Raw genomic sequence first — 12,421 nt, 5'->3', positions numbered from 1 at the left:
GCGACATCGATGGGATCATTCCGGCGGGCCCGCTCGAGAGCGCGCCTGAATGGCGAACACTCCGGCCGTCGACTCGACCAGGACGGTCGCGACCACGCCATCCATCTCGCATGCGGCGAGCGCGTGCCCCGACCGAGCGACGACCTGCGCGGCTCGGTCGCACGGCACTCCCCCGGCGAACCCGAGCGCGGCGTCGGCTGCGGCGAGCGCCGCCGTGTCGGCGACGGCAGACACCCGCGCCGACTGGATCGCGGCGGCTCCGGCGAGGGCGCAGCCCGCGGCGACCGTCCCCGTCACCGCCAGAACGCCGACGGCGGTGACAACCCCCGCCATCAGAGCCCGCCCGACAGCGCGCAGGCTTCCGCGCGCAGCGGCGGCAGGGGCAGAGGGATGCCGTGGCCCGCGGTCGCTGTCGCGCACGTGAGGTCCCCGTCGGATCGGACGTCGAGCGCCGCGCCCCCGACCGCTGTCTGAACGGCGGCCGCCGCCCGCCCGGCATCCTCGCCCCGCGCGATGAGCCGCGCCGCCTGCGCCGCCGCGTGCTCGAGGCGGATCTGCGTGCCCGCCGCCGCCAACGCGGCGACGGCGAGCAGCACCAGAAGCATCGCCGCCGGGACGACGACCGCGAACTCGGCGGCGACCGAGCCGCGATCGTCTCGGCGGAGTCTCATTCGACGGTCAACGCCCGCCGCACGAGGTCGGTGAGGATGCCGCGCACCTCGTCGCTGCGCATGATGATCACCAGCAAGCCGGCAAAGGCGACGGCGGCCATCGTCGCGATGGCGTACTCGGCGGTCGCGGCGCCGGATTCGTCGGCGAACAGCTGTGCGGCGCGCGTGCGCGTCAGTCGGGGAAGGGATGGGGTCATGTCTGCTCCGTTCGGTTGTCAGGTGTTCGTCATGGGCACGGTGGGCACGGTCTGGTCTGGCGCGGTCGAACCCGCGCGGATGTCGCGACATCACAGCGGCACCGAGGTGCTGCTCATCGCGCTGAGGAGCATCGGTGCCACGCCGATGAGGAGGAACGCGGGCAGCGTGCACACTCCGAGCGGCAGCAAGAGCCGTGATGTCAGCTGCGCCGCCCTCATCCGGCCCTCGATGCGGGCACGGTGACGCTCCAGGTCTGCGGTCGCGCGCAGCAGGTCGACCGCGGGCACCCCGGCCGCGGTCGAGAGTCCGAGGACCTCCCGGTCCGCTGGCGCAAGCGCGACGTCGACGGACGCCAGGACTTCCTCTGCCCGGCGGGTCGACACACCGCTCGACAGCGCAATCGCTAGCAGTTCGGCGGACATCCCGGGGACACCGCCCACGGGTCGGGCTCGGGCGACGAGGCGACGGGTCCACAGGTGCGCTGTCGCCATCAGCAGCGCGCCGACGACGAGGCACGTCGCGCCGACGGGATGGCGCACCGTGGCGACGACGTCGAAGCCGAGCAGGAGGGCGAGCCCGACAGCGACGAGCGGCAACCATCCCACGAGGCGCGCCGTGGCTGTGGGCTCGGCGAGCGCGACGCGAATGTCATCACGGGCCTGCTCGGCGTCGCGCAGCGCCTCGGCCATCCCTCGCAGCGTGCGCGCAAGCGGCGCTCCCACGGTCGTCGCGACATGCCAGGCAGTGGCGACCTCTCGCCAGGCTCCGGGTTCGGCAGCAATGGCACCGGTGAGCGGTTCACCCGCCCGACGTCGCTCGTCCACGCGGCGAGGTGCCGAGTCGCCCGACGCCGCCAGATGTTCCCAAGCCCTGTCGGGCGCGATACCGGCTTCGAGCAGCACAGCGAGACGGTGCAGGGCCGGGGCAACACCAGCCACCGCCGCGGCATCCGCTTCAGCCGCGGAATGGGCCCGCCGCCACCGCCGCTTCACGCCCGCTCCTCGATCCCGAGTCTTCCGCCTCGAAGGACCGGCCGGGCGATCCCCGTGACGCGTCGCGCGCCGTCGACATGACCGACATGGATGATCGCGCCAATCGCGCTCACCACCTGTCGGGCGACGCCGTGATCGTCGAGCCCCGCCAGCGCACCGAGCGCCTCGAGCCGGGCCGGGACGTCAGCGAGACCGCTCGCGTGCACCGTCCCCGCTCCGCCGTGATGGCCCGTGTTGAGGGCGGTCAGCAACTCGCGGACCTCTTCACCGCGGCACTCGCCCACCACGAGCCGATCGGGTCGCATGCGGAGCGCCTCCCGCACCAGCCGAGCGAGCGGCACGGCCCCGGCGCCCTCGAGATTGGGCTGGCGCGCCTCGAGCCGGACATGGTGCGGATGGTCGAGCCGCAGCTCGGCGACATCCTCGATCGTCACGATCCGTTCGGTCGGCCTCGCGGCTGACAGCAACGCCGCGAGAAGCGTCGTCTTCCCGGCGCCCGTCGCCCCCGTGACGAGGAGATTGGTCCGATCCGCGACGAGTCGGCGGAGGTCCTCGGCGACCGTGGCGTCGAACATCCCGCGTTGCTCGAGTTCGGCCAGGCTCAGTTGCTCGACCGCCGGAAGCCGAATCGAGATCGCGGAGCCTTCGCAGGCCACCGGCGCCAGCACCGCGTGCACTCGGATACCGCCGGCCCACCGCACGTCGGCACAGGGAGTCGCATCGTCGAGATGACGTCCGCCGAGGGCGATCAACGCCACGGCGAGCGCACGCACCTCCGCCTCGTTCGGGCGCCACCCTTCAACGGCCTCGGCGCCGCCACCACGGTCGACGAAGACACCGCGTTCGCCGTTGACGAAGACATCCGTCGCATCCGGGTCGAGCAGATGCTCACGCAACGGATCGAGCGCCGCGTCGGCGGGAAGCTGGCGCCGTGGTTTCGCTGGCGATGTCGGTTCGCGCCGTGCGGCGACAACGGAGCCCGAGCGCGGTGCGACGACGAATGCTGATGCCATGCCCCGACATTAGGAACGGTCAGAACCGTCAGCCGACCCACGTGCCCGAACAGGGGACAGCTCAGATCGGTGCCGCGCTGGGGAGAAGTCTCGACGAGGAACCCGTCGCCTTCCGTGCGAGTGAGTCGCTCCCCCGAGGAAAAGAAGAAGGACGGCACCCCACATTGGGGGATAGGGGTGCCGTCCACGCAACGTCCCGCCGCTTGGGGGGTAGGTCGGGCCGCCACGGGCGCGAACGATGTCGCAGCCGTCGATCAGCTTATCTCCCGAACCCGATGCGACCCAATCAGGCAACGCCATGCATGGCGTGACACGACCACCCACTATCGGCGGTAGTCTCCTGATCTCGTCGCGGTCTAGATTGACCGCACGCCGCCGTGCGCGGCGCCATCGACCGCGAAGGAGCGTGCCGTATGAGCAGCCAGATCGACCACCTGCTGACCGAGACCCGGCGTTTCGCGCCGTCGCCCGAGTTCGCCGCATCCGCCGTCGGCACCGCGGAGCTCTACGAGCGCGCCGCAGCCGACCGCGAGGGCTTCTGGGCCGACCAGGCCCGTGAGCTGCACTGGCACAAGCCCTTCACCCAGGTGCTCGACTGGTCCAATCCCCCGTTCGCAGAGTGGTTCGCCGACGGCGAGCTGAACGTCGCCTACAACTGCCTCGACCGTCACGTCGAGGCAGGTCTCGGCGACCGTGTCGCGCTGCTGTGGGAGGGCGAGCCGGGCGATGACCGCGCCGTGACCTACGGCGAGCTCACCGACGAGGTCAAGCGTCTCGCCAACGTCCTCACCGGGCTCGGGATCGAGCAGGGCGACCGCGTCGCCATCTACATGCCGATGATCCCCGAGGCCGTCGCCGCGATGCTCGCCGTCGCCCGGGTCGGCGCGGTGCACTCGGTCGTGTTCGGCGGGTTCTCCGCCGACAGCCTCCGCACCCGCATCGACGACGCCGGGGCCAAGCTCGTCATCACCGCCGACGGCGGCTACCGCAAAGGCAAGGTCTCGCCGCTCAAGCCGGCCGTCGACCAGGCGCTGTCCGACCGGGGCGCCGGTCCGCAGCTCACCGTCGAGCACGTCATCGTGGTGCGCCGCGGCGGCAACGACATCGAGTGGAACGACGGGCGCGACCTGTGGTGGCACGACGTCGTGCCCGCGGCATCCCCGGATCACGAGGCGCAGGCGTTCCCCGCCGAGAACCCGCTGTTCATCCTGTACACGTCGGGGACGACGGGTAAGCCGAAGGGCATCCTGCACACCTCCGGCGGCTACCTGACGCAGGCCGCGTTCACCAACCGCGTCGTCCACGACCTGCACGCCGAGACCGACGTCTACTGGTGCACCGCCGACATCGGGTGGGTCACCGGGCACAGCTACGTCACGTACGGCCCGCTCGCGAACGGCGCGACCCAGGTGCTGTACGAGGGAACCCCCGACACCCCTCACTCCGGACGCTCGTGGGAGATCATCCAGAAGTACGGGGTGACGATCTACTACACCGCCCCCACCGCGATCCGCTCGTTCATGAAGGTCGGCCGTCAGGTCCCGGCGCAGTACGACCTGTCGAGCATCCGCCTGCTCGGATCGGTGGGCGAGCCCATCAACCCCGAGGCGTGGATGTGGTACCGCAAGGTCATCGGCGGCAAGAAGGCACCGATCGTCGACACGTGGTGGCAGACCGAGACCGGCGCGATCATGATCTCCGCGCTGCCGGGGGTTACCGAGACCAAGCCCGGATCGGCGCAGGTCGCGCTGCCCGGCATCTCGATCGATGTGGTCGACGAGGAGGGCAACCGCGTGGGCGAGGGCAACGGCGGGCTGCTCGTCATCACCGAGCCCTGGCCGAGCATGCTGCGCGGCATCTGGGGCGACCCCGACCGCTTCGTCGAGACGTATTGGGAGAAGTTCCAGAAGCAGGGCTACTACTTCGCCGGCGACGGCGCGCGGCTCGACGACGACGGCGACATCTGGCTCATGGGACGCGTCGACGACGTCATGAACGTCTCGGGCCATCGCCTGTCGACGACCGAGATCGAGTCCGCGCTCGTCGCGCACGAGTCGACCGCCGAGGCGGCCGTGGTCGGCGCCTCCGACGAGACCACGGGACAGGCCGTCGTGGCGTTCGTCATCATCAAGCAGAGCTACCTCGACGCGCACTCCCCCGACGGCCTCGCGACCTCGCTCCGGCAGTGGGTCGGCGAGCAGATCGGACCTATCGCACGGCCCCGCGACGTCTACATCGTCGGCGAGCTGCCGAAGACCCGATCGGGCAAGATCATGCGACGCCTGCTGCGGGATGTCGCCGAGGGTCGCGAGGTCGGCGACACGACGACACTCGCCGACACCGCGGTCATGTCGGTCATCAGCGCTCAGCTGAAGTAGCCCGCAGCCTCGCGCCGCCCCACGGCGGCGCGAGGCGCGTCACTCGGCGTCGCGATCGAGTCCGCGGGCCCGGATCTCCTCGATGTCGAGGTCGGCGAGGATGCGGCGTGCCACCAGATCGTCGATCGTGCCGTCGCGCCGCAGGCGCAGCAGCACCTCGCGCTTGCGATCGAGCATCGCCAGTCGGAGCCGCGTCGCCTCCTTGTGCCGGATGAGCGGCGAGCGCTGCGTGAGGTCGATGTCGTCGCTGACGGCGAGCATCTCCAGCTGCGGCGCGGGCCGGTGCCCGTCGCCATCGACCGGCCCGGGTGGCACGGGGCCCATGCGCGAGGCATCCGCGTGATCCGGCTCGCCGTCGACATCGGGATCGGCGTCGCGTTCCTCGGCGGCTCGCAGCCGCGCGACGGCCCGCGCATTCGCCAGCTCGAGGCGCTCGTACCCCTCATGGCGCGCACGGTCGCGCACGCGGTCGCTGACCCCGTGCTCGGCGGCGAGGTCGTCGAGGGCGGCCAGGGCGGCACCGGAGATCGCTCGCTGGGCGAGCTCGTACTCCTCGATCGCCGCGTCGTCGGCGGGCAGCTTCGCCCAGCGGATGACGGCGGGAAGCAGCGGCCCCTGCACGAGCAGGGTGAGCACGATGACCCCCGCGGTGACGAACACGATCGAGTCGCGCCCTTCGACCGGTTCACCCGATGCTGTCGTGATCGGCACCGAGAGGGCGATCGCGAGCGACACGGCGCCGCGGAACCCCGACACGGTGCTCACGACCCGTGAGCGATGACGGAGCGATCGGCTCGACCCGGCCGCCGGCCGCGAGAAGGGCGAGAACAGCCACTGGAAGAGGTAGCGGACGACGAACAGGGCGATCCACGCCGCAACGGTGACGAGGAGCAGGATGCCGATCTCCGACGGCGAGATCTCATGCAGCACCAGCTGCACCTCGAGCCCGATCAGCACGAACAGCGCGCCGTTGAGCAGGTACACCCCGAACGGCCACGTGGCATCGGCTGCGCGGCGCGACATGGCGGTCGTGATGCGCGGCGACACCCAGGCGACGATGAGCCCCGCGAAGACGACGGCGAGGACGCCCGATGCCTCGATCAGCTCGGCGACGAGGAAAGCGACGAAGGGGACGAGCAGCAGCGTCAGGTTGATCGTCAGGGTCGACTGCATCCGTCGCAGCGCGAGGAACGCGAGAGCGGCGACGGCGATGCCCGCCGCTGCCCCGCCGAGGTACGACAGCAGCACCATCCCCGTGATGGAGAGGGCGCTGACCTGGTCGCCGAGCAGAAGCGAGACGGCGATGGCGTACAGCACGAGAGCCGTGCCGTCGTTGGTCAGGCTCTCGGCCTTGAGCTTCATGAACGTGCGGGGCGGGAGCAGTCGTCCGAGGGCGGCCACAGCGGTGGCATCAGGCGGGGCGACCGCGGCGCCGAGCACGAGCGCGGCCTCCCACGGCACGCCCAGCCACGTCGCGACCGCCGCGACGGCGAACGCCGAGGCGACGACGAGCAGAGTGCTCATCGGCACGATGTACCGGAGCGACCGGCGCACCGAGCGCAGCGACGTCGTCCAGGCCTCGCGGAACAGCAGCACCGGGAGGAAGAGCAGCAGCACCGTCTCGGGAGGCAGTTCGATCGCCCGCAGCTCGGGCACGAAGCCGAGCAGCAGCCCGATCACGAGCAGCACCAGCGGAGTAGCCACGCGCAGCCGCGGAGCCAGAACGGTTCCGACCAGAAGGGCGATGCCCAGCAGAACCGTGACCTCGAGTCCCTGCATCCCTACCGCCTTTCCGCGTGGTCCACACCAGAGCGTAGGGCCGCGGACCACCCCACGGGCGGTGTTTCACCCTCGGTTCGCGATGGGCGGAGCGCCCGAGGATCAGACGAGCGCGAAGACGACCTCGACCTCGACGGGCGAATCAAGCGGCAGCACGGGAACGCCGACCGCCGACCTCGCGTGACGTCCGGCGTCGCCGAAGATCTCGCCGAGCGTTTCGCTCGCGCCGTTGATGACGCCGGGCTGTCCCGTGAACTCCGGAACGGATGCCACGAAGCCGGTCACCTTGACGACCCGAGCGAGGTTGTCGACACCGCCAGCCACGTCCGCCGCGGCGGCGATGGCGTTGAGCGCGCACTGACGAGCGAGCTGCTTGGCGGTGTCGGCCGTGACGAGCCCCTCACCCACGCCCACCTTGCCGGTCGCGGGAAGCGAACCGTCGATCATGGGCAGCTGCCCCGAGGTGTAGACGAGTCCGTCGTGCTCGGTCGCCGGGATGTAGGCCGCGACCGGCGGGACGACCGGAGGAAGCTGGATGCCGAGTTCGGCCAGGCGTGCCGAGACGCTCATGAGCCCGTCCCCTCGAACTGCTGGGCCGCTTGATGGGCGGCACCGAGACCGGCGTTGGCCGCTCCCCCGCCGACGGGCCGCTTGAAGTACGCCACGAGCCCGCCCTCGGGGCCGGGAACGACCTGCACGAGCTCCCAGCCCTGCTTGCCCCAGTTGTTCAGGATCGCCGCCGTGTTGTGGATCAGCAGGGGCGTCGTGAGGTACTCCCACGTCGTCATCGGGGCTCCGTTCTGTGGCTGTCGCTCGCGCGCCGACATGCGCGGAGGCACGCGCGCAAGGGGTGGTCCTGAGGCGGATGCCCAGGTATCTCGCTTACGATCACCCTATGCCTCACAAGAAACGCACGGCCACCGGTGTGCTCGGCGGTCTCGCCGGCCTGGTCGGCCTGAGCGCTGTGGCCGGGATCCTCGTCACCGCCACCGTGACCCCCGCCATCGCCGTGTCGGGTTACGCCGCGACCAGCGCGATCGACGTCTTCGACAACATGCCGAGCTATCTCGAAGTCGACGAGCTCATGCTGCCGACCGAGTTCTACCGCAAGGACGCCGACGGCAACGACGTCCTCATGACCCAGTTCTACGACCAGAACCGCATCCCGGTCACGTGGGACGAGGTCGCGCCGGTCATGTTCGACGCGATCACCTCGAGTGAGGACAAGAACTACTACACCCACGGCGGCGTCGACCTGCTCGGCACCGCCAGCGCCGTGTTCGGCAACCTGCGCGGCGGCGACACCCGCGGTGGCTCGTCGATCACGCAGCAGTACGTCAAGAACGTGCTGCAGCAGGCGTGCGAGAAGGAGGCCAAGTCGCAGGACGAGGTCGAGGCGTGCTTCCGCTCGACCACCGTCTCCTCCGGCACCGACGGCATCGAGCGCAAGCTGCAGGAGATGCGGTACGCGATTCAGCTCGAGAAGCGGTATCCGAAGAACGAGATCCTGCTCGGCTACCTCAACATCGCGCACTTCGGCGGCACCGTCTACGGCATCGGCGCGGCCGCGCAGTATTACTTCGGCGTGCCGGCTTCGCAGCTCACGATCGGCCAGGCCGCGGCGATCGCCGGCATGGTGCAGGAGCCGAACACCTACCGTCTCGACCGCCCCGACAGCGAGTCGAACGGCGCCGCGAACGGCTACGAGCTGACGAAGGACCGCCAGGTCTACGTGCTGAACCGCATGCTCTCCGACGGGAAGATCACGCAGGAAGAGCGGGATGCTGCCGTCGCGGAGCCCATCACCCCCAACATCCAGGAGCGCCCGCAGGGCTGCCAGCTCGCAGCCGGCGCGGAGTTCTTCTGCGAGTACGTCCGCAACATCGTCCTCGACGACCCGGCCTTCGGCGAGTCGCTCGAAGAGCGCCAGCAGAACCTGCGCCGCGGCGGCATGAAGATCTACACGACGCTCGACCCGCAGCTGCAGGATGCCGCGCTCGACGCGATGTCGGTCGTTCCCGCCACCGATGACCGCCTGAACCTCGGCGCCTCGGGTGTCCAGGTCGAGGTCGGCACCGGACGTGTGCTCTCGATGGTGCAGAACCGTCCGTTCGCGCCCGTCGCGTCGGACAACTCCACCACGCCCGTCAACTACAACGTGCGCAACCAGGACGGCGGCGGTGGTCACTCCGCGGGCTCGACCTACAAGGTGTTCAGCCTCATCAACTGGCTCGAGCAGGGTCACTCCATCAACGAAGTGATCAACGGCCGTGTCGGGAACAAGCGCGTGCTGACCAGCTGCGACGGCGCCACCCAGAACGTCCGCACCGGCAACAGCGGCCGTCAGAACGAGATCGGCAACTTCCAGAGCAGCAACGGCTACTCGGGCACCATCAAGAAGTTCACCGAAGACTCCCTCAACTCCGGCTTCCTCGCGATGGCCGAGCGCATCTCGGTGTGCTCGACCAACCAGGTCGCGATGAAGATGGGTGTCATGCAGTCCAACGGCGACCCGCTGGACGTCAACAACAACCCCTACGACGTACTCGGCTCCGCCGCGGTCGCGCCCATCGACATGGCGGAGGCGTACGCCGCAGTCGCCGGCGGCGGCATGCGCTGCGAGCCCAAGGTCATCGATCGGGCGGTGAAGTCCGACGGCACCGACATCACGCCGCAGACCAGCTGCGACCAGGCCATCTCGGCCAACGTCGCCGCCACCGCCGCCTTCGCGCTCGAGGGCGTCATGAATGCAACGGGTCAGGGCGCGCGCATCTTCGACGGCGTGCCGGTGTTCGGCAAGACCGGTATCCACGAGTACGAGCACACGTGGATGGACGGCGCGAGCACCAAGGTCGCCACCGTGGTCTGGGTCGGCAACGTCGACGGCTTCGCAAAGCTCAACGAATACCGCGTCAACGGCTGGCGTCTCGATCAGATCCGAAACGCGATCTGGCCGAAGATGCAGGGAGCGGCGAACGCCAAGTTCGGTGGCGATCGCTTCCCGACCCCGGACACGAACCTCACGAAGAACGTCCTGACGGATCTGCCGAACGTCGTGGGGCAGACCGTGGACGAGGCACGCGGCACCCTCGAGGCGGCCGGCTTCACGGTGAACGTCGCCGAGCCCACCGACTCGACCGAGCCCGAGGGCCGGATCGTGTCGCAGGACCCGGGTGCGGGCCGCGCCCCGGGCGGCACGACGGTGACCATCGCCCCGAGCAACGGTCAGGGCGCGACGGTACCGCCGGTCACGGGCAACCCGCAGGAGGCGGAACGCCAACTGCGAGCCGCGGGCTTCACGAGCGTGACGACGGCGTGTACCGAGAAGGACGACCCACCGCAGCCGACGGTGACGGGCACGAGCCCGGCAGCCGGCGAGGCGGTCGGCCGCGGCACGCAGATCACCATCGAGTACACCGCAAAGAACTGCTGATGGCAGGCGTCCACAAGACGCTCTCCACGATCGCCACCGCCGGCGCCCTGGGCGCCGGCGGTGCGATCGTCTGGGGAGTCGGCATCGAGCGCTACCTGTTCACCGCACGGCGCCACGAGCTCCACGTGCTGCCACCGGGCAGCCCGAGTATCACCGTCCTGCACCTCTCCGATGCCCACATGGCGCCCTGGCAGAAGCGCAAGCAGCGGTGGATCGCCGACCTCGCCGAGCAGACGCAGCCCGACCTGGTGATCAACACGGGTGACAACCTCGGGCACGCCCGCGGTCTCGACGGCATCCGTCGCGCCTTCTCTCCCCTACGAGGAGTGCCCGGGTTCTTCGTTCACGGGTCGAATGACGTATACGAGCCGAGCGGGCGAAACCCCGTGCGCTACTTCACCGGGCCCTCGAAGTACCCCCAGACCGCCGCGAAGCTCGACACCGAGGCGATGGATGCCTTCTTCACCGACGACCTCGGCTGGTCCGAGCTCGACAACGCGGCCGCTGCGGTGCGCGTCTCCGGACTGCGGATCACTGGTGTCGGTGTCGACGACGCGCACCGCGACTGGGACGACCTCGACGCCCTCCCCGGCGCCCTGGCGGCTCTGGAAGGTCGCAAGCGCGCTGACCTGACGCTCGGCGTCACCCACGCTCCGTATCGTCGCGTGCTCGACCGTTTCGTCGACCTGGGAACCGACATGATCTTCGGCGGCCACACGCACGGCGGGCAGGTCCGCATCCCCTTCTCGTCGCGCGCTCTCGTCGCCAACTGCGACATCCCGCTCGACCAGGCGCGGGGGCTCAGCACGTGGGGACCCGACGACGTGCCGCTCAACGTCAGCGCCGGCCTCGGCCACTCGATCTACGCCCCCGTACGGTTCGGCTGCCGCCCCGAGGCATCGGTCCTCGCCCTGCGCGCGCGAGCGTGAGCCGATTCGTCTTCCGGACGAGATCGGGGTAAGCTTGGAGGGTTGCCACGGGGTGTGGCGCAGCTTGGTAGCGCGCGTCGTTCGGGACGACGAGGCCGCAGGTTCAAATCCTGTCACCCCGACAGCGAAGAGGCTCCGCCGCGAGGCGGGGCCTCTTTCACGCCACCGGAGAACGGAGCACGGATGCCCATCCCCCGCCTGGTCGCCTTCGACCTCGACGACACCCTCGCCCCTTCGAAGAGCGCCATCGATCCCCGCATCGGCCGCCAGCTCCTGGATCTCGCAGCCCGCGTCGAGGTCGCGATCATCTCGGGCGGACAGCTCGCGCAGTTCACGGCGCAGGTCGTCGACCAGCTGCCGGAGACGGATGCCGAGCTGCTGTCGCACTTCCACCTGCTGCCGACGTGCGGCACGCAGTATTACCGCCTCTCCCCCGCCGGCATCGAGACGATCTACGCTCGGTCGCTGACCGACGACCAGAAGTCGCGCGCCCTCGCCGCGGTCGAGGAGGAAGCGCGCCGCCTCGACCTGTGGGAGAGCGAGACCTGGGGCCCGATTCTCGAGGACCGCGGATCGCAGATCACCTTCTCCGCACTGGGTCAGCAGGCTCCCGTCGACGCCAAGATGGCGTGGGATCCGACCGGCGAGAAGAAGAACGCACTCCGCGCGGCGGTGGCAGACCGCATCCCCGACCTCGAGGTGCGCGCGGGCGGGTCGACGTCCGTCGACATCACCGAGCGCGGCATCGACAAGGCCTACGGCATGACGCGTCTCATCGAGCAGTCCGGCATCCCCCAGGACGACATCCTGTTCGTCGGAGACCGCCTCGACGAGAACGGCAACGACTACCCCGTGCTCGCGATGGGCGTGGCCTGTCACGCGGTCGAGGGCTGGGAGGACACCGCCGACTTCCTCGACCAGCTCATCCCCACGCTCCCCCTGCGATGACCCGCTGACGCGGACGACATCGCGGAACACATCCGGGCCCCGGAGCCCGCAGTCGACCGACTGCCGGTTCCGGGGCCCGT

12 protein-coding genes and 1 tRNA gene are annotated in these 12,421 nt (G+C 69.9%); 5 read left to right on the top strand and 8 right to left on the bottom strand.

The window, feature by feature from the left end; translation table 11 throughout:
- Positions 1–15: 15 nt before the first annotated feature.
- The 5 genes from DEU36_RS13755 to DEU36_RS13735 all read right to left on the bottom strand — a co-directional run bounded on the left by DEU36_RS13755 (position 16) and on the right by DEU36_RS13735 (position 2,874).
- Complete coding sequence (locus tag DEU36_RS13755; protein ID WP_120264892.1) at positions 16–333, bottom strand: helicase; 318 nt, start codon at positions 331–333, stop codon at positions 16–18.
- The gene (locus tag DEU36_RS13750; protein WP_120264891.1) at positions 333–671 is read right to left on the bottom strand and encodes a TadE family type IV pilus minor pilin; all 339 of its coding nucleotides are present in this window, start codon (positions 669–671) and stop codon (positions 333–335) included. Before DEU36_RS13750 ends, DEU36_RS13755 begins: the two co-directional genes overlap by 1 nt.
- Positions 668–868 carry a DUF4244 domain-containing protein gene (locus tag DEU36_RS13745; RefSeq protein ID WP_120264890.1) on the bottom strand — a complete coding sequence of 67 codons (201 nt, stop codon included), beginning with the start codon at positions 866–868 and terminating at the stop codon, positions 668–670. The genes DEU36_RS13750 and DEU36_RS13745 overlap by 4 nt, the downstream gene beginning before the upstream one ends.
- A 90-nt stretch (positions 869–958) precedes the next feature.
- On the bottom strand, positions 959–1,861 hold the full coding sequence (locus tag DEU36_RS13740) for a type II secretion system F family protein (RefSeq protein ID WP_120264889.1): 903 nt from the start codon (positions 1,859–1,861) through the stop codon (positions 959–961).
- A complete protein-coding gene (locus DEU36_RS13735) occupies positions 1,858–2,874 on the bottom strand; it encodes a TadA family conjugal transfer-associated ATPase (RefSeq protein WP_120264888.1) in 1,017 nt (338 codons plus the stop codon). The genes DEU36_RS13740 and DEU36_RS13735 overlap by 4 nt, the downstream gene beginning before the upstream one ends.
- 413 nt (positions 2,875–3,287) lie before the next feature.
- Here DEU36_RS13735 and acs point away from each other — a divergent pair, with 413 nt between their 5' ends.
- A complete protein-coding gene (gene acs, locus DEU36_RS13730; protein WP_120264887.1) occupies positions 3,288–5,252 on the top strand; it encodes an acetate--CoA ligase in 1,965 nt (654 codons plus the stop codon).
- A gap of 39 nt (positions 5,253–5,291) precedes the next feature.
- Here acs and DEU36_RS13725 read toward each other — a convergent pair whose 3' ends face one another.
- The 3 genes from DEU36_RS13725 to DEU36_RS13715 all read right to left on the bottom strand — a co-directional run bounded on the left by DEU36_RS13725 (position 5,292) and on the right by DEU36_RS13715 (position 7,819).
- Complete coding sequence (locus tag DEU36_RS13725) at positions 5,292–7,031, bottom strand: Na+/H+ antiporter (protein ID WP_120264886.1); 1,740 nt, start codon at positions 7,029–7,031, stop codon at positions 5,292–5,294.
- Positions 7,032–7,133: 102 nt separating this feature from the next.
- Positions 7,134–7,601 (bottom strand): RidA family protein, encoded by a 468-nt coding sequence (locus tag DEU36_RS13720; protein WP_120264885.1) that lies wholly within the window; start codon positions 7,599–7,601, stop codon positions 7,134–7,136.
- Positions 7,598–7,819 carry a DUF4177 domain-containing protein gene (locus DEU36_RS13715; RefSeq protein ID WP_120264884.1) on the bottom strand — a complete coding sequence of 74 codons (222 nt, stop codon included), beginning with the start codon at positions 7,817–7,819 and terminating at the stop codon, positions 7,598–7,600. Before DEU36_RS13715 ends, DEU36_RS13720 begins: the two co-directional genes overlap by 4 nt.
- 107 nt (positions 7,820–7,926) lie before the next feature.
- Between DEU36_RS13715 and DEU36_RS13710 the strand changes: the two genes are divergently transcribed.
- From DEU36_RS13710 to DEU36_RS13695, 4 genes are all read left to right on the top strand, one after another.
- The gene (locus tag DEU36_RS13710) at positions 7,927–10,464 is read left to right on the top strand and encodes a transglycosylase domain-containing protein (RefSeq protein ID WP_120264883.1); all 2,538 of its coding nucleotides are present in this window, start codon (positions 7,927–7,929) and stop codon (positions 10,462–10,464) included.
- A complete protein-coding gene (locus DEU36_RS13705) occupies positions 10,464–11,393 on the top strand; it encodes a metallophosphoesterase (protein ID WP_120264882.1) in 930 nt (309 codons plus the stop codon). Before DEU36_RS13710 ends, DEU36_RS13705 begins: the two co-directional genes overlap by 1 nt.
- Before the next feature lie 48 nt (positions 11,394–11,441).
- A tRNA-Pro gene (locus DEU36_RS13700) sits at positions 11,442–11,515 on the top strand.
- Between the two features lie 61 nt (positions 11,516–11,576).
- Positions 11,577–12,341 (top strand): HAD-IIB family hydrolase, encoded by a 765-nt coding sequence (locus tag DEU36_RS13695; RefSeq protein WP_120264881.1) that lies wholly within the window; start codon positions 11,577–11,579, stop codon positions 12,339–12,341.
- Positions 12,342–12,421 lie beyond the last annotated feature (80 nt).

This window comes from Microbacterium sp. AG238 (genome assembly GCF_003610405.1).
Taxonomy (GTDB): Bacteria; Actinomycetota; Actinomycetes; order Actinomycetales; family Microbacteriaceae; genus Microbacterium.
Note: the sequence above shows the minus strand (reverse complement) of the source record. Positions and strands in the feature narration are given on the sequence as shown.

Bases quoted from the DNA above. Each gene is read 5' to 3' on its own strand.
- DEU36_RS13755 (WP_120264892.1), bottom strand. From the start codon at position 333: ATGGCGGGGGTTGTCACCGCCGTCGGCGTTCTGGCGGTGACGGGGACG.
- DEU36_RS13750 (WP_120264891.1), bottom strand. From the start codon at position 671: ATGAGACTCCGCCGAGACGATCGCGGCTCGGTCGCCGCCGAGTTCGCG.
- DEU36_RS13745 (WP_120264890.1), bottom strand. From the start codon at position 868: ATGACCCCATCCCTTCCCCGACTGACGCGCACGCGCGCCGCACAGCTG.
- DEU36_RS13735 (WP_120264888.1), bottom strand. From the start codon at position 2,874: ATGGCATCAGCATTCGTCGTCGCACCGCGCTCGGGCTCCGTTGTCGCC.
- acs (WP_120264887.1), top strand. From the start codon at position 3,288: ATGAGCAGCCAGATCGACCACCTGCTGACCGAGACCCGGCGTTTCGCG.
- DEU36_RS13725 (WP_120264886.1), bottom strand. From the start codon at position 7,031: ATGCAGGGACTCGAGGTCACGGTTCTGCTGGGCATCGCCCTTCTGGTC.
- DEU36_RS13720 (WP_120264885.1), bottom strand. From the start codon at position 7,601: ATGAGCGTCTCGGCACGCCTGGCCGAACTCGGCATCCAGCTTCCTCCG.
- DEU36_RS13715 (WP_120264884.1), bottom strand. From the start codon at position 7,819: ATGACGACGTGGGAGTACCTCACGACGCCCCTGCTGATCCACAACACG.
- DEU36_RS13710 (WP_120264883.1), top strand. From the start codon at position 7,927: ATGCCTCACAAGAAACGCACGGCCACCGGTGTGCTCGGCGGTCTCGCC.
- DEU36_RS13705 (WP_120264882.1), top strand. From the start codon at position 10,464: ATGGCAGGCGTCCACAAGACGCTCTCCACGATCGCCACCGCCGGCGCC.
- DEU36_RS13695 (WP_120264881.1), top strand. From the start codon at position 11,577: ATGCCCATCCCCCGCCTGGTCGCCTTCGACCTCGACGACACCCTCGCC.